The sequence below is a fragment of the Paenibacillus sp. JCM 10914 genome (assembly GCF_001315105.1).
Lineage (GTDB): Bacteria > Bacillota > Bacilli > Paenibacillales > Paenibacillaceae > Paenibacillus_AQ.
On record NZ_BAZR01000009.1, the window covers coordinates 81,678 to 96,547 of the forward strand.

Below are 14,870 nucleotides of genomic sequence, written 5' to 3' on the forward strand. Positions count from 1 at the left end.
CGGTGTTGAGGAATTAACACCGGGAAGAAGGAAAATGATGATAATCATATAAAGCAAAGAATAGAAACAGCACTTGATGAGAGAGCTGTTTCTTTTTTTAGTATATATGTCTCTGTTAGATTGTAAGTGCGATATTATCATGCTAGAATTAATATAAACAAATTTGATATTGGTTACTTAAATCAATATTGAGGTGTTGATGACGAATGGACGATGAGAATATTAAGATCGGACTCTCTAATAAAGAAGGACAACTCGGTTTCATGTTCACGCGTGGTGGTCACCGTGAAGGAGCTGGTCGAAAAGGAATAGGGGTGACAAAGAAAGTTTCTTTAACATTGACAGCGGAGATTTGGGAGGAGATTGACCGGGAGTGCGAGAAGGGCGAGATTTCGCGATCTGCTTTGTTCAGGACGATCATTGAATCGCATTACTATAATGAAAAGGACGGGTGAGTCGGTTGCTGGTGCATATATCCAAGTCCGTTCTGGTTAAGGCGCTGCAGCAGGTGTATCGAGCGGTTCCCAGTCACAGTCCGAATTCCTTATTATCCGGCCTATACATCCACGCCGACAGTGAGGGCATCGTGTTCAGGGGAAGTAATACAAGCCTTACGCTTCAATATAAGGTCGATATACAGGATGGTTCAGTGCATGTGGTTAGATCGGGAAGCATAGTCTGCCATGCCAAATATCTCTATGAATTGGTTCGAAAAATGAACGATGACGACGTGATTCTGGAGGCTAAGTCACAATCCATGTTACATATTTCTGCTGGGGGTACGTTCGTTCGGTTGAGTGGAATGTCCCAAGCGGAGGAGTTCCCATCCATCGTTCCGCCAGTATCAGTCGCGTTGTATCCTACCGTCCAAGTGCCAAGCCGTTTATTAATCTCAGTCATTCAACAGGTTGTCGTTGCGGTCTCTACATCCGAGAGCAGACCGATTCTAACGGGAGTGTCGCTTGTTATCCAGGGAGAGCGACTTACGATGATTGCCACGGACGGCATCGTTCGGATGGCGACTCGCACCGTTGCTATTAAGAACGAAGCAGGCGTGTCTGCGAGTGTGATCGTGCCCGGTACGAATCTATTGGAGATATCCAGATTACTTGGCGAGGATGGTGATGAACCGGTAACCATTCAGTTCTATCCTCATCAGATTTACTTCTCGACGAATCGTCTCTGCATGCAATCGGCCTTAATCGAAGGGAAATATCCCCCTACCCGAGATCTCGTTCCTAGCGGGTATATTTCTGAAGTTACGGTGAATCTGAGCATACTCAGACAGACGGTGGATCGTGTATCCGTGCTAGCCGAGCAGCGTTTAATTACACTGCAAGCTTCAGAACCTAGATTGGTCTTATCGGCGGATACGTCCGAGATCGGAGATATGTGCGATGGATTGGCTTGGGAGTCCAGGAGCGGAGAAGATTTTCGCATCACCGTTAACGGGAAATATCTCATAAGCACGCTGCGCAGCATGGAGAGCGATTGTATTCGCATCAGATTTGCCGACAAGAGACGTCCCATTATACTGCTTCCCACCGATGAGAACGCGTCATGGTTATTCTTGTTGAACCCTGTATTAACCAATTAAATTAATCCGTCTGGAGATATGAAGATGACAATCGAGATTCGAAAGGTAACCACCGATGATGCGGAAGCGCTATCCGCATTATTCACAGAGTTTATAGGCAAAGATTCCGATGTAACGACGATGAGAGAACAACTGGAGCTGCTCAGGTCAAGACAGGAATATTATGTAGCTGGCGCATATCGTGATCAGGAGTTAATCGGCACCGCGATGGGGATCGCCTGCATCGATTTGGTGGGGAATGGAAGGCCTTTTCTGCTGATCGAGAACGTTGTGGTCTCCCCGTTTCATCAAGGAGTAGGAATTGGAAAAAAGCTCATGCAGGCTCTAGAGGATTTTGGGCGGACACATGAGTGTAATTACTTGATTCTTGCATCGAGCAACGAACGAATCGAAGCCCATCGGTTCTATGAAAACCTTGGTTTTGCCGGAGCGAAGCGCGGGTTTATAAAATATATCTAGAAATATCCGCAAATTTTATACTAATATCAGGAAAATACTGTTAGAATATCTCTGGAATATCATATGACTTACTTATGATGCGGAGGGCTTCTATGGGAATTGAATGGTATGACATGATCGCGCGCAGGAACGGCGGATACAAGGGAAGGGCGCAATTCACGGTTGTTGGAAGATCGGCAGAAGAGATATTCGAGGAGCGATTGGTAGAGAAACTGAAACGATCTCGATCCGTGCTGGATGCAGGCTGTGGGCATGGCGAATTTACATTGAACATGGCCGGGCATGCTGAGCGAATCATCGGCTTCGATAATTCCAGGGAGATGATCGGAATTGCACAATCCTTGCTTCAATCGAGCCAGGCAGAGAATGTGGAGTTCGTCTACGCAACAACTAAATCCGAATTGCCATTCCATGATGGTCAGTTTGACTTGATCTATGACCGCAGAGGACCAACCTCCATTATTGATCATCCGCGAATATTGACCTCAGGCGGGATCATCATGGGTATACATACGGATGTTACAGCCGTGAAGCGTCGATTAGCGGAGCAGCACTTGATGCATATCGTTATCGAAGAGTACAACGAGTCGATGTGGCTGTTTCCGGATCCGGAACAATTCGCGATATTTTTGTCAGATATCCCGGGGAATCCGGATTATACGGTATCGGAACGGAAGCAAGAACTTGAAGCCAAGGTCAAAGAGAATCAAATTGACGGCAGGCTGGCTGTAAGGGAGCAGAAGTTTATTTGGTCGGCAAGGAAGCCTTGAGCGGCAGATACTAAGAATACAGGGGGGACTAAGTATGGAATTGGATTTTAATCGACAATGGCTCATTCACAAGTTCGAGGAGATTCGTCGTCGCACACTCAACGTGCTGGAGCAATTGAATGATGAGCAGGTGAACTGGCAGCCGCATGAATCGAGCTTCAGTATTTCAACGCTGGTTCGACATATCGAAGGCAATATCAAGGAACGGGTAGCCAAAGGGATTCTTCGCCACGACATTCAGCGGAACCGGGAAGAAGAATTGACGCAAATCTTTGTAAGCCGTGATGATTTGATGCGGATCGTGATTGATCGGCTGCAGTTCGTTATTGATACAATTCACTCCATGTCCACGGAAGCGTTCGAAGAGACGCAGAGTGTCCGCGGCAATGACAAATCCAACCTCGAGATTCTGCATCAATGCGCCACCCACTACTCTGAACATATGGGGCAAATCTTCTACATTGCGAAGCAAAACCTGCAAGAGAAGTATAAGTCCACCTCAATTTGATAGACGTCATTTCATTACAATCAAGGATCATCCGCGGAGCAGCGATGTTCATGTCCGTTACTGCTCCGCATGATCAGATGTTCAATCAGCCCTTTATTTTGCCCTTAAACAAAATAACCGCGATAACCAAGATGACGGTTGCATACCCGATGACCCAACCTAGATGCGGCAGAATCGCCGCGTAATGGCCGGATAGCGCCGCTTTCGTTAAGTCAACGGCGTGAGCAAACGGAAGAGAGTAGCATACAACCTTAAATGCTCCGCTGATCATATCCAGTGGGAATAGTATTCCGCTTAGCCATAATGAGCCGTTGGTGAGAATCGCGCCTGCACCGTTCATCTGATTGCGGTTTAACATGCTTCCCATTAGTAATCCGATGCTGATGAAGAGCACAGCAACAGGAATAAGCGCAAGAATGGCAAACAGAATATTTATACTCGCCGTCAGTCCCACCAGGATGGCCGTGGCGAAGCAGACCAACGTCTGCAGGATGGCGAGCGGCAATAATGGATAGGTATACCCGATAATATAATCGGACCCTTTCAGAGGCGAGGCGAACAGTCTCATTAAGTAGGAGCTGCTCCGGTCGCCTGCGATCAGCATCCCTGTAAATAATGCGATAAAAGATAACCCGAAGACGGCCATACCTGGCGCGAAGTTCTCGATGGCGAATATCTCCGACATTCCCGGAATGCTTTGTTTCATAAACGTTAGCAAGAGAATCAGAACGACGGGAAATCCAAGTCCAAACACCATGCTTAAGGGGTCTCTCAAGATTTCCTTCCGATTGCGTACTCCAAATGCGATCGCTCCCATTTACACGACCTCCTTATCTTCGATAGAGAGAAATGCCTCTTCCAAATTATTCGTGCCGGTTGCGTTCGTTATTTCCGCAGCGGTTCCCACCATCTCCATCTTTCCTCGGTGCATAATACCGATTCGATCTGCCAAGGATTCGGCTTCTTCAAGATAGTGCGTGGTCAATATAATCGTAATTTTCCCCTTCAATTCCCGAATCGTATTCCACAGATCGCGTCTGGCGTGCACGTCAAGCCCCAGCGTTGGCTCATCGAGGAAGAGGATTTGCGGCTTCGTTATCAATGCCATCGCAATGCTCAATCGACGCTGCATACCGCCGGATAGAGAGGCCGCTCTGTCTTTGGCCCGTTCGGTCAATCGAAAAGTTTGAAGCATTTCATGAGCCTTCCTAGTCGCTTCCAAGGCAGAAGAACCATAGATTCTAGCGATCAGTTCTAAATTCTCGAGTACCGATAATTTCGAAGCGATGGCGGTCTCTTGCGGCGATACATTGATGATTGGTTTGACGGCATGCGAATGCTTCATAATGCTGTTACCCATCAGCTCAGCGTCTCCGCTCGTGGGCTCCAGCAGGCAGGAAAGCATTTTGATCGTTGTTGTTTTGCCGGCGCCGTTGGTACCAAGCAGAGCAAAGAATTCGCCTTCCCGGATCTTCAGATCGATTCCGTCAACGGCGGTTCTCTTCTTAAATCTCTTCGTTAGTTTCTTGATGGTAACTGCACTCATTCGGTCTCCTCCTTGCCCGGGGGGCCAAATACTTTGTTTGCCAGCTCCGTGAACATATCATTCTTCACAATGGCTATGCCTTGAGCTTCATCACCCAGCAGGAGCAAGGTATCACCTGGTTTGAACCCAAACAGCTCTCTTGCTTCCTTCGGAATAACAATCTGTCCTTTTTCGCCAATTTTCGCTGTCCACGCATATTTGCCTTTAGGATGTTTCATCATGAGCCTCCATAAATATGATTTGTCTTCTAAGTCAGTAAAGTATGTTTTGTTATACAAATCACACTTTATGGATGTGTCGAAGTCAATGTACCAAGAAAATAGCGGTGCACCAAGACCTGGAAAGTCTAAGTGCACCGCTATTTATGGCATTCGGCTTAGTTCAACGAAGGGGTAATGTACGCTTGCAGAAGGCTGCCTTTGGTCGTCCAGTTGACGTGAGCGCCGAACAGGGCCGGGATCGTCTTGACGGGAATCATGGTGACGCCGTCTTTCAAAATGGAGCTGTCTTTGTTATACACGGCTTTGTCTCCTATCGTATAAATCGGCTGTCCGATAGGTATCGTGACGGCGTTCCCGGCGGCAGTGGCGATCGCCGCGCGTTGCTTCGGATCCCAGCGAACTTCATAACCCAGGCTTTCCACTAGCGTACGAGCCGGTACGTAGAATTGATCATCCATAATATGCGACTCTATGATTTTGCCGTTCATGACAACAGAAAGCTTCAGATTCTCGATGAAATGCCGTTTATCAATGAGGGCGTGAATTCCCTTGGTTCGGTCCACCACCTGGGAGACCTCGTAATCGGTGGCCGCGCTCATGTAGCATACGCCGTGGCGCGGTCCATCCCCAGCTTCTCATTGAGGAAGCCGAGCGCCTCCCTGACGGCTTCCTTCATGGCCTCATCCAAGTCGGGATCCAATCCGACCGGAATCCAGTAATCTTCGGTTTCGCCGAACGGCTGCGTCAATTCGTTCCGTGGAAGCGAAGGGTCTCCCTTCTTGAGCAAGGTCAGCCGGAAGGTTCCGCGAAGCGAAGCTTCCATGGCCGTCAGCGCAACTTCTCCGTCCCCTTGCGCGAAATGCGGATCCCCGGTGTAGAACAACCCGCCTTCCACTTGGATGGGCAAATAGAGCGTAGAGCCGACGCCCAGTTCGTTAATATCGATATTGCCGCCCGTCTCGATCGGAGGGACGCTACTGACTTTCTCGCTGGTATCGGGTGCGACGCCCATCAAGCCCATGAACGGTTTGAGCGGAAAGCGTACGCGGCCCCCAGATTCAATCGGCAGCACGCCGTACAGCTTGCCGTTGATTTCCTCCACCGGCGTGAAGGTGGAGACGTTTTGGTAGCGTTCGGGATGTGCGGCGCTGGCGCCTTCCAGAGAGCCGTCGTTCTCAGGGAATTCGCCAGGAAGAGCTCCTTTGTAATGGCGGTTGGAGATGACACCGTAAGGTACGCGCGGAATCAAGGAGAGTACTTCGACTTTCAGAACGTCACCTGGCGCGGCGCCCCGGATCGCAACGGGGCCGGTGACGACATGCGGTCCATCCTTATCGAAATCATGAGGAAGCTCCGAGGCGGCAATCGCCTTGGCATCGTTCAATACCTGGTCGGGACGGATCCCGAAAGAGCCGAAGTATTCCTCCGGGTTGCGTCCTTGATCCTCCAGAAGGCCTTCGTGCGATATGGTATCGAAGGTAATGGTGCTGCCGGAAGGCACGGTCATGATCGGCCGGCTGTCCCGGTTTGGAAGGAAGCCCCAGCTTATGTTGTCCACCGTACTGGGGATGTAATAATCGGCTTTGACTTCGCCGGAACTTGTCGCTTGCAGGATGGGAAAGGACGTGGATGCCGCCTGCACGGGGACAGCACCCAGCAGAGTGAGACTGCAAAGGGCAGCTGTCAGCATGTTAAAACGGGGTTTACGATGATTTGATGTCATGAAATCTACCTCGTTTCTATGATTATATTATAGGTTTCAGTCATTATACTAGATGTAATAGAAATGAAACAATATATATGTAATTTAATATAACGTATTATGTAATATAAATTATGCTGTTTCTCCCGAAATCAAAGAAACCTTCCACAGACCTCGATTTGAACGAGGATTGTGGAAGGCGTAATCATTCTGTTCCAGGTATGTTTCCGGGCAGCTTATGGTTGTCCCGGTGAAGGGACTTGGTGCGTCGTCCCTTTCATCATGATGCTGCTCAGCGGCTCCGGTTCCCGATAAGTCACCGATTGATTCTGCCCGAAGTCCAGCTGTCCTTGATTGTACTGTACGCCTACGAGATGAGCGCCGCCAGGGGATACGATGCCGAGCGAGCGGCCGGTGGTGGAGGTGCCGTTAAGTCCTTGATTCGTTCCCGGCGTGAAGACTGCGAGCAGCTTCGAAGCCGGCAGGTCATTGGTGGTCAAACTGTAGTTGTTCAGGAAATCGTTCATCCCGCGCTGATAACAACAGGGCTGCTTTTTGATCCAGATCACTTTCGTCTCTTGCGGTCGGATGATCGAATCCGTACTGTAAGTATCTTTCGTGATCACCCAGCGGTTGGACTTGGATTTGTCGAACGGTAGCGCGGCGTCATAATAGTAATAGACCTGATATCCTTCCAAGTCGATCTCCCGATCGGTCGGATTATAGATCTCGACGTAATTATAATTTCCCGAGTCGCTCGAATTTCCAACGATCTCGGTGACCTGAAGCAGGGTCGTCAAGGGAGTATTCGGCACGGTTTCACCCGTGTCCGTGTTATCATCGAGCAAATTGCCCTCGATCAGGACCGGATAATGGTCGCTTGGATACTGGCCGTTGAATTGGGTATTCACGATCTCGTGTCTGAGCATGTTCCAGCCTGGGTTGTGCATGATCCAGTCGATCCGATTGTTGCTGCCGCCCCCCGTAGGATCTCCGTAGTTATGGAACGTGCCCAGATTTTCGTTGATCCGCTGCTCAGCCGTGTCAAAGCTGTCCGAAAGGCCATTCTCCGTAAAATAGGCATGCGGCAAGCTTCCCGGTCTGGCATTGAAATCGCCTGTCAGCACGATCGGCGTATTCGGCGCGAAGGACTGGATCTGGTTCGTGATCAACTCCGCGCTGTTCTGCCGGGCGACCGCGGATTGGTGGTCGAGGTGGGTGTTGACCATGTAGAAGGTATTGCCGGTCTGCAGATCTTGAAAGCGCACCCAAGTTGCCATGCGCGGAATGTTGTTGCCCCAGATGGTCGAACTGATGATCTGCGGCGTGTCGGATAACCAGAAGTGGGATTGCTCGAGCGGCTTTAGACGATCCGTCCGATAGAATATCGCCATATACTCTCCTAACGCCCCACCTTCACGGCCGACGCCAATCCAATCATAACCGGGTAAGTCCTGATCCAGATCCATGATCTGACGATGGAGCCCTTCCTGGGTTCCGATCGCGTCAGGTTGCTTGTCCAGGATGAGGTTCTTCGCGAGCGGACGCCTCGTCTCCCAAGGGTGACTGTCGTTGGCGGCATACCGCAGGTTGAAGCTCATGATCTTTAACGGGCCGGATGAAGCTTCCGCGGTATTAGTCCGCTCGCCCGAAGGGGACAAGGATGCTGCTGACAAAAAGGTTAGCATCATAATCAGGCTGGTCATTTTCTTCATTCTCATTACATATCCTCCTTGTGTTGTGTGTCGGATTGCCAATCTCGAAGTGGAAGTGCACATGCCTCCCTTCCTGATTCGTCCATATCATATCGTATGATCTGGCGTGATGCATATTAACAATATTATGGATTGTAGCCTTATCTTTAGATGTCGAATCGTTGGTCATGAATGCAGTCATTTTGGCTTTGATGGGAGGATATGGATAGGCGTGTGAGGAATATATATGCGTAGAATGTGGGGGGAGCGACATGAGAATGAGCTTAACCAAAGTCATTACCGCAAGCGTTGTCGTGATCGCGATGGCCGTGCTGTTCTATTTGATGACGGTAACGATCGAAGAGATCCGGATTGCGAGGGAGCGGCTAACAGACCTATTGGTGCCCTTGTTGAAACTGAACCTATGGGGATTCCTGGTAGGGGTTCTGCTGGAGTGGCGGTCAATACGTGCCGTGTTGACAGATTCCTTGCGGATCAACGGCATGTTATTACCCGCAGTTCTATTAACGATTCTAGTGTTTATACCTGGTCCTTATTGGGTGGAGTGGCTGGGTCTGAGAGATTCCTTCATGATGAACATGCTGTTGATGTCAGAGACCCATTTGCTGCTATGTGTTGTAGCTGGCGTGCTGATGATGAGATCATTACATGGACGAACACGTTCAACCACAGGTTGAGCACACGGCTTACATACTCTACTACAGCGTGATAACTTTCCGATCATAGATTGTTTATAGTAAAGGCATCAAAGGAAAGTGTGGTGATCACAATGAATGAAATGAATCATCCAATCCGTCAAAATATCAGCTTGCATCGCAAGCGATTAGGCATGACCCAGGAACAGTTGGCTAATCGCTTGGGCGTGACCTATCAGGCGGTAAGCAAGTGGGAGAACGGGCAATCGTGCCCGGATCTTATGCTCATGCCGGGCTTGGCTGATCTGTTCGGCATCACAATTGACGAGATTTTCGGTCGGTCGGGGAATCAGGTCGACCTGAGGTCTGGACTCGTGCTGGAGTTGTTGTTCGATGGTGATGTACGCGACCGCAACGGCGAAGAGCACCATGGGCGAATGGTAGGCGCAGCGTATGGCGTTGACCGATTCGGTCTGGCTGGCAGGTCGCTCGCGCTGAACGGTAGGGACGGGTACGTCGTAATCGATCCGCCGCCCGTCCTTGAGGAGGCCTATACGCTCTCCGTCTGGTGCTGCTACGATCCGCAGACGATCCTGCGCGGCTGGCATAGCGCCATCGTATCTCAGGATGGTCATCATGAGCAACGATCGATCCAGTTAAGTACGAGAGACAAACGACTGACACTGCACGGCTTTTTACACGAGCCCGACCTCTCCATGGATGCGAGCCTTGAGATGCTGCATTGGTACCATGTAGTTGTAATATATGCCGACGGGCAATATCGTTTATACGTGGACGGAGAGATGGTTGCAGAGCGAAAGGGCAGTTATACTCCTTACCCGGAAGAGCCGCTCTATATCGGGAGAAAATCTACCGAGGAGCCGTATTTTTATTTTAACGGGAGCATTGACGATCTGCGCATCTATAATCGGGCCATTCATAAGGAAGAAGTACGGGCCCTTTATTTGGAGCACGGTTATAAACCGGTGCCTGTCCTGGCTTCACCCGAAGAAGCCGAGGTCGTGCCAATTCCCGTACTGAACGGCCTGGACGATATCCGAATGACCTTTCATAAGCAAGATCTACAGCCAGCAGCGAGATGGTACATTCATTACTTAGGATTCAAGGCGCTGATAGAGGAAGAATACTTCTATATGCTGACGCTATATAATAGTCCGAACCTCATCCTCGAGTGTACGGAGAAACCCTCTTCTTCGGAGTCACTGGGGCAGGAAGCATCCTTTATCTTCAGCACACAGCGTGAGATCGAGGAACTGCGTAGCTACATTGAAGATGCTGGGGCGTCGGTGCTGCGGGTGAGAGATGAAGGTTTTGCCTGGTTCATGGATTTGACAGACCCTTTCGGTAGAAGCTGGATGATTATGCGTGAGAAATAGAGGGGGAAATTATTGACGAGGAGGAGACGAATCGTGGATAGCAGCCGTTATCCGATAGGTTCCTTCGAGCCTATCGCTGAACCAACCGTACAGGAGCGGAAGCTGTTGATTGAACAGATTCCGGCCATTACGCAGCACTTGCGGCAGATTATTCTGAGCCTGCGTCCTGATGACCTGGAATGCTCTTATCGTGACGGGGGCTGGAGTATTCAGCAGATCGTTCATCATCTCGCGGATAACGACATGAACGCTTATCTTCGATTCAAACGGGCGCTGACCGAAGACGAACCGAAGACCAGTTCATATCGCGAGGATCTCTGGGCGGCTCTGAGTGATTATCGCGAGGTGCCGATCGAGAATTCGCTGACGCTGCTGGAGACGCTGCACTTCCGCTTTTTGATGCTGCTCAAGGATATGACACCGGAGATGTTCCGGAGGACGATGAGTACGCAAGCGCTCGGCGTCATTACACTCGATGTTGCCTTACAGCGGTTCGTGTGGCATAACCATCACCATATCGCGCAAGTAATATCAGCGGTGAAGAGAAAGGGAGATATGTAATGGGAATGTCGGATTATTACAGGGATTTACGGGAGAAGATTGGCGATCAGTTGATCTTCATGCCCTCGGTGGCGGCGATCATTCGTAATGAAGAGGATCGTATCCTGTTCTGCAGGAAGCATAACGAGACGTTATGGGGGCTGGTAGCGGGGGCGATCGAGCTAGGTGAAACTCCAGCGGAAGCGATGATTCGAGAAGCGAAGGAAGAGACCGGACTTACGGTCGATCCGGTAGGCATTCTCGGCGTATATGGCGGCAAGGAGAAACGTTATACATACAGCAATGGACATCAGGTCGAGTATTTGACGATCGTGTTCGAGTGCAAGGTGTTGTCCGGCGAGCTTGATGTAGAGAATGAGGAGATGTGCGAGCTGGCTTTTTTTGCCGAAGATGATCTGCCGCCCACCGCCGTATCGTACCCGAAGTCAATCTTTACACGATTTGGTGGAGAGGCTGCTGATTTCCATAGAGCAAGCATATAGAGGTTCACGGTGTGCGATTGTTCATAACTCGGGATGAAGGTGGGATGCATGGGTTGTGAGATATCCTGAACAGCCCTATTATCTCTGTCACGATGGAGATGAATGGTATATCCACCTGCATCGTGATTTGGAGCTTTACGTCCTGTGGAAAGATCGGCGTGCTAAGGGGGGATCCGGTTGTTCAATAGAGAAATCGCGTTCCGCTGGAACGCACACGCTGCCATTCTAGGTGTTGTTGTGCTGGTATATCTCGTGGTTTATGCGGGAGTCGTTATCCCGTTGTTGGTTAAATTTCATGTCATAATGTCCTTCATGTCCATATCGCTTCTCATTTTTCCTGTACTGTTGTTGATCCTGATAACCATTGCTTTAACCAAAATGCCCTGGATCAAGCTAACGAGCTTTCATGTGTGGCAAACCGTTATCATTGGCATCATGATTCTGGGTTTTTCGCTTTACGAGATAGGATCTAACCATTCGCAGCAGTTCTTTGATTATGATCGCTGGGTGTGATATCCGGAGCAGCGCGCGTTGATGGTTGATGATTTTCTGCGGAAACAGGACTTAATCGGGTTGAATGAAACGGAAGTGATGGAGCGGCTCGGGGCGGATGACAATGGGATGTTCGCTGGGGATAATTCCAGACAAGCGGTTTACAATTTGGGTACGGCGCGTGCTGTAATGGCAGTACACGATGAAACGCTCTATATTTATTTTGATGATCAAGGGCATGTTGATCGCTATGAGATTAAAGTTAGGTGAGGTTTAGTAGACGAAGTGGAGGGGAAGTACGGATTGAAGCGTTTTAAATTGGATGTTGGAAGGCAGTACGTTTATGCTTCTTATGATCGACTGTTGGGCGGTTGGAACGTGGCTTATACGGAACAAGATATTCATACAACCTATGGTACTACCCACATCATTACGGCGGGCTCACCTGATCGGCCACCACTGCTATTGCTGCACGGTACGGCGGATAACTCTGCGTTGATGTGGATATATAACGCAAGGGAGCTGTCGAATCACTACTTTTTATTGCTGTTGATCATATCGGAGGGTCGGGAAAAAGCGAACCCAATGGCCAGTATGCTCAGTCTTTCGACAAAACCAAGTGGCTGGACGAGATCCTCGAATCCTTAAACATGTCATCCGTATACATTGCGGGCGTTTCGTACGGAGCTTACCTAGCGTATCATTATGCGATGGCCAGACCGGATCGGGTCCGAAAAATCGTATGCATGGCTGGCAGCATCCATGGAAGCTCGTTTGAAGTCATGAGCAAAATGATGAGGCATTTCTGCCGGAGGCGTTATTCCCATCGGACCGCAATGTGCGCAAGCTGCTGAGGAGGTTGTGCGGCACGAATTCGGATGCATTCGAGAATCATCCCGATCTGATGCAGCATTGGAGCTATTTGCTGAAGTTCTTCAATAACCGTTCCATGATGAAACATACGATCAAGATCTATTCTAAGGTGGACTTTCAAGCCATCCAAGATAAGGCACTCTTTCTAGTTGGTGATCAAGATATATTGAGCCACTATCCGAAGGCGCTGGCTAGATTAAGAGCGTATGGAATGGAGCATAGAATCGTGAAGAATGCAGGCCATGCCATCAACCATGAGATGCCGGACATCATTCATGGCGAGATCATGGCATTTTGCAAGGATTGACAATGGGAGGGGGAGAGAAGCATTGCAAGTTAGACCGGTCGTTAGGTTAATTATAAACGCAATGGTCATTGCTCTATTAGTTCTTTTCGGAAATGCCATGACACCAGAACCTGGCCAGAGTTCCGGCAATGGCAATCCTGCGATATTACTGCTCATCCCCCTATGTATTTTGTTTGTCGTGATGGTCTTCCAATGGATAAGAATCTTCAAAGCAATGACCCTTTCACTTAAATTATTGCCCCAGATGGTCTTAGCTCTGGCTGGCTATATCATAGCGGGTTATGTATATCAGCTTCATAAACTCGACATTTATAGAGAGATCCAAGCCGAGGCAATCGAATTGAGGTGGGGCGAAGTGGACTGGCATTATATCGAATCCATTACGTCCGGTATTTTATCGATCCATATGAACAATCAATTTTTCAATTTGAACACGTACTTCATGATGGTGGCCTTCTCCCTACTATTGTGTTTCTTGTACAGATGGATACATGGAGTCAGAAACGGAAGTCAAGTTGTTGAGTGAGTTGGAAAAGAGAGGTCAAAGAGAGTGAGTAGGTTGCCGAAGTGCGCGGAGATCTGGTGGGAGCACGCTTAATGTTGCACATACAATTGAATTACATGTTGTGCCATGGTATCCTCTACATATGAAATAAATATCATTTAGCGCACACGCGCACATTCCTTTGGAGGAGTGTGCGCTTTTTTGCGCTTGGAGGAGGAAATTCAATGGTCCCTAACCAAGCCACGGGCCGATTGGCTGGGTGGACTTAAAGACACCGAGTATCGATAAGACAAAGGCGTTCTATGGAGAATTGTTCAGCTGGAGATTTAAGGAGGAGTTCCTGCCGGGAAGAGTCATGACCAAAATGCGATCAGGCGAACAAGAATGGGGCAGCCTGACTTCACTTGATTCGCCTATCATACCTAAGGGAGCTAAGCCCCACACCAGCCTGTATGTCCATGTTGAGCATCTGGATGCTTCCGTTGAAAGGGTAAGGCTTTTGGGTGGAACGGTGCTGGTAGAACCTTTTGATGTCATGAACTTGCGTTTATCTACCATTCAGGATCCGATGGGCGCCGTGATCACTTTGCAATCAACTAAGGAGGCCCATAATGTGAGATCGGATATGACAACAGAAGGGTTGCCGGGCTGGCTGGAACTAACAACAACCGATGTAGCAGTATCGGGAGAATTCTATTCGAAGCTGTTCGATTGGAAACTCGAATACCGAAAACAGGATTCAACGATTGTTTTCCAGAATCGTGGCCAAGATGAAAGCGGCATGTCCGTCGTTGCTCCTGATCATGGAACAGCCAGATCGGAATGGAATGTTTATTACACCGCTCAAGACTGTGGACGAAGTTTAATCAAAGCCCGGACGCTTGGTGCGCATTCCATTACCGAGATTCAGGATAAGCCTGGGGTCGGTCAATTTGCCAGCTTCATGGGTCCTGATGGCATGAAGAGTTTTATTATGTCACGTGAATAGAAGGGTTGGACTAAAACCATATAGCAGTTGCGATCACGAAGGTTACCCCGACCGATGTATGGCTCTCGGGTAGCCTTTTTGTTTGGGTATTCTGCAGCGGAAAGGGTCATAT

22 protein-coding genes are annotated in these 14,870 nt (G+C 49.2%); 16 read left to right on the top strand and 6 right to left on the bottom strand.

The genetic code is table 11. The features are described 5' to 3' along the window. The first annotated feature begins 206 nt into the window (after nt 1-206). The 5 genes from JCM10914_RS12955 (at nt 207) to JCM10914_RS12975 (ending at nt 3,334) form a co-directional block, all read left to right on the top strand. Nucleotides 207-455: a ribbon-helix-helix protein, CopG family gene (locus JCM10914_RS12955; protein ID WP_023961546.1), complete on the top strand. Its 249-nt coding sequence runs from the start codon at nt 207-209 to the stop codon at nt 453-455. Nucleotides 456-466: 11 nt separating this feature from the next. Beyond that, entirely contained in the window at nt 467-1,597 is a 1,131-nt protein-coding gene (gene dnaN / locus JCM10914_RS12960; RefSeq protein WP_231638643.1) for a DNA polymerase III subunit beta, read from the top strand. A gap of 24 nt (nt 1,598-1,621) precedes the next feature. Beyond that, the gene (locus JCM10914_RS12965; protein WP_023961550.1) at nt 1,622-2,056 is read left to right on the top strand and encodes a GNAT family N-acetyltransferase; all 435 of its coding nucleotides are present in this window, start codon (nt 1,622-1,624) and stop codon (nt 2,054-2,056) included. 92 nt (nt 2,057-2,148) lie between these two features. Continuing rightward, complete coding sequence (locus JCM10914_RS12970; protein WP_023961552.1) at nt 2,149-2,826, top strand: class I SAM-dependent methyltransferase; 678 nt, start codon at nt 2,149-2,151, stop codon at nt 2,824-2,826. 34 nt (nt 2,827-2,860) lie between these two features. Then, on the top strand, nt 2,861-3,334 hold the full coding sequence (locus JCM10914_RS12975; RefSeq protein ID WP_023961554.1) for a DinB family protein: 474 nt from the start codon (nt 2,861-2,863) through the stop codon (nt 3,332-3,334). An 85-nt stretch (nt 3,335-3,419) separates the two neighbouring features. Here the strand turns inward: JCM10914_RS12975 and JCM10914_RS12980 are convergent, their stop codons facing one another. The 6 genes from JCM10914_RS12980 to JCM10914_RS13000 form a co-directional block, all read right to left on the bottom strand. After that, the gene (locus JCM10914_RS12980) at nt 3,420-4,151 is read right to left on the bottom strand and encodes an ABC transporter permease (protein WP_023961556.1); all 732 of its coding nucleotides are present in this window, start codon (nt 4,149-4,151) and stop codon (nt 3,420-3,422) included. Next, the gene (locus tag JCM10914_RS12985) at nt 4,152-4,880 is read right to left on the bottom strand and encodes an ABC transporter ATP-binding protein (protein ID WP_023961558.1); all 729 of its coding nucleotides are present in this window, start codon (nt 4,878-4,880) and stop codon (nt 4,152-4,154) included. It abuts the gene before it with no gap. Next, nucleotides 4,877-5,098 (bottom strand): AbrB/MazE/SpoVT family DNA-binding domain-containing protein, encoded by a 222-nt coding sequence (locus tag JCM10914_RS12990; RefSeq protein WP_023961560.1) that lies wholly within the window; start codon nt 5,096-5,098, stop codon nt 4,877-4,879. Before JCM10914_RS12990 ends, JCM10914_RS12985 begins: the two co-directional genes overlap by 4 nt. 158 nt (nt 5,099-5,256) lie before the next feature. Next, nucleotides 5,257-5,700, bottom strand: a complete 444-nt coding sequence (locus tag JCM10914_RS30220) for a copper amine oxidase N-terminal domain-containing protein (RefSeq protein WP_231638636.1) — start codon at nt 5,698-5,700, stop codon at nt 5,257-5,259. Beyond that, nucleotides 5,697-6,824 (bottom strand): acetamidase/formamidase family protein, encoded by a 1,128-nt coding sequence (locus tag JCM10914_RS12995; RefSeq protein WP_023961564.1) that lies wholly within the window; start codon nt 6,822-6,824, stop codon nt 5,697-5,699. The genes JCM10914_RS30220 and JCM10914_RS12995 overlap by 4 nt, the downstream gene beginning before the upstream one ends. A 215-nt stretch (nt 6,825-7,039) precedes the next feature. Then, the gene (locus JCM10914_RS13000) at nt 7,040-8,524 is read right to left on the bottom strand and encodes an endonuclease/exonuclease/phosphatase family protein (protein WP_023961566.1); all 1,485 of its coding nucleotides are present in this window, start codon (nt 8,522-8,524) and stop codon (nt 7,040-7,042) included. A gap of 245 nt (nt 8,525-8,769) precedes the next feature. Between JCM10914_RS13000 and JCM10914_RS13005 the strand changes: the two genes are divergently transcribed. From JCM10914_RS13005 to JCM10914_RS13045, 11 genes are all read left to right on the top strand, one after another. Next, nucleotides 8,770-9,195 (top strand): hypothetical protein, encoded by a 426-nt coding sequence (locus JCM10914_RS13005; protein ID WP_036718056.1) that lies wholly within the window; start codon nt 8,770-8,772, stop codon nt 9,193-9,195. A gap of 92 nt (nt 9,196-9,287) precedes the next feature. Further along, nucleotides 9,288-10,550: a LamG-like jellyroll fold domain-containing protein gene (locus tag JCM10914_RS13010; RefSeq protein ID WP_036718059.1), complete on the top strand. Its 1,263-nt coding sequence runs from the start codon at nt 9,288-9,290 to the stop codon at nt 10,548-10,550. A 33-nt stretch (nt 10,551-10,583) separates the two neighbouring features. Beyond that, entirely contained in the window at nt 10,584-11,111 is a 528-nt protein-coding gene (locus JCM10914_RS13015; RefSeq protein WP_023961572.1) for a YfiT family bacillithiol transferase, read from the top strand. Next, nucleotides 11,111-11,593, top strand: a complete 483-nt coding sequence (locus tag JCM10914_RS13020) for an NUDIX domain-containing protein (RefSeq protein WP_023961574.1) — start codon at nt 11,111-11,113, stop codon at nt 11,591-11,593. The genes JCM10914_RS13015 and JCM10914_RS13020 overlap by 1 nt, the downstream gene beginning before the upstream one ends. 177 nt (nt 11,594-11,770) lie before the next feature. Then, nucleotides 11,771-12,106: a hypothetical protein gene (locus JCM10914_RS13025; protein WP_023961576.1), complete on the top strand. Its 336-nt coding sequence runs from the start codon at nt 11,771-11,773 to the stop codon at nt 12,104-12,106. A gap of 18 nt (nt 12,107-12,124) precedes the next feature. Next, nucleotides 12,125-12,355, top strand: a complete 231-nt coding sequence (locus JCM10914_RS13030; RefSeq protein WP_148300206.1) for a hypothetical protein — start codon at nt 12,125-12,127, stop codon at nt 12,353-12,355. A 33-nt stretch (nt 12,356-12,388) separates the two neighbouring features. After that, nucleotides 12,389-12,733, top strand: coding sequence for an alpha/beta fold hydrolase (locus JCM10914_RS30225; protein ID WP_023961580.1), 345 nt, complete (start codon nt 12,389-12,391; stop codon nt 12,731-12,733). After that, nucleotides 12,643-12,939 (top strand): alpha/beta fold hydrolase, encoded by a 297-nt coding sequence (locus JCM10914_RS30230; protein ID WP_370570244.1) that lies wholly within the window; start codon nt 12,643-12,645, stop codon nt 12,937-12,939. The genes JCM10914_RS30225 and JCM10914_RS30230 overlap by 91 nt, the downstream gene beginning before the upstream one ends. Nucleotides 12,940-12,944: 5 nt before the next feature. After that, nucleotides 12,945-13,265, top strand: a complete 321-nt coding sequence (locus tag JCM10914_RS30235) for an alpha/beta fold hydrolase (RefSeq protein WP_231638637.1) — start codon at nt 12,945-12,947, stop codon at nt 13,263-13,265. 22 nt (nt 13,266-13,287) lie between these two features. Beyond that, nucleotides 13,288-13,791 carry a hypothetical protein gene (locus JCM10914_RS13040; protein ID WP_036718062.1) on the top strand — a complete coding sequence of 168 codons (504 nt, stop codon included), beginning with the start codon at nt 13,288-13,290 and terminating at the stop codon, nt 13,789-13,791. Nucleotides 13,792-14,029: 238 nt separating this feature from the next. Beyond that, nucleotides 14,030-14,758 carry a VOC family protein gene (locus JCM10914_RS13045; RefSeq protein WP_148300207.1) on the top strand — a complete coding sequence of 243 codons (729 nt, stop codon included), beginning with the start codon at nt 14,030-14,032 and terminating at the stop codon, nt 14,756-14,758. The last annotated feature ends 112 nt before the right edge of the window (nt 14,759-14,870 follow it).

Bases quoted from the DNA above. Each gene is read 5' to 3' on its own strand.
- JCM10914_RS12955 (WP_023961546.1), top strand. From the start codon at position 207: ATGGACGATGAGAATATTAAGATCGGACTCTCTAATAAAGAAGGACAA.
- JCM10914_RS12965 (WP_023961550.1), top strand. From the start codon at position 1,622: ATGACAATCGAGATTCGAAAGGTAACCACCGATGATGCGGAAGCGCTA.
- JCM10914_RS12970 (WP_023961552.1), top strand. From the start codon at position 2,149: ATGGGAATTGAATGGTATGACATGATCGCGCGCAGGAACGGCGGATAC.
- JCM10914_RS12975 (WP_023961554.1), top strand. From the start codon at position 2,861: ATGGAATTGGATTTTAATCGACAATGGCTCATTCACAAGTTCGAGGAG.
- JCM10914_RS12980 (WP_023961556.1), bottom strand. From the start codon at position 4,151: ATGGGAGCGATCGCATTTGGAGTACGCAATCGGAAGGAAATCTTGAGA.
- JCM10914_RS12985 (WP_023961558.1), bottom strand. From the start codon at position 4,880: ATGAGTGCAGTTACCATCAAGAAACTAACGAAGAGATTTAAGAAGAGA.
- JCM10914_RS12990 (WP_023961560.1), bottom strand. From the start codon at position 5,098: ATGAAACATCCTAAAGGCAAATATGCGTGGACAGCGAAAATTGGCGAA.
- JCM10914_RS30220 (WP_231638636.1), bottom strand. From the start codon at position 5,700: ATGAGCGCGGCCACCGATTACGAGGTCTCCCAGGTGGTGGACCGAACC.
- JCM10914_RS12995 (WP_023961564.1), bottom strand. From the start codon at position 6,824: ATGACATCAAATCATCGTAAACCCCGTTTTAACATGCTGACAGCTGCC.
- JCM10914_RS13000 (WP_023961566.1), bottom strand. From the start codon at position 8,524: ATGAGAATGAAGAAAATGACCAGCCTGATTATGATGCTAACCTTTTTG.
- JCM10914_RS13005 (WP_036718056.1), top strand. From the start codon at position 8,770: ATGAGAATGAGCTTAACCAAAGTCATTACCGCAAGCGTTGTCGTGATC.
- JCM10914_RS13010 (WP_036718059.1), top strand. From the start codon at position 9,288: ATGAATGAAATGAATCATCCAATCCGTCAAAATATCAGCTTGCATCGC.
- JCM10914_RS13020 (WP_023961574.1), top strand. From the start codon at position 11,111: ATGGGAATGTCGGATTATTACAGGGATTTACGGGAGAAGATTGGCGAT.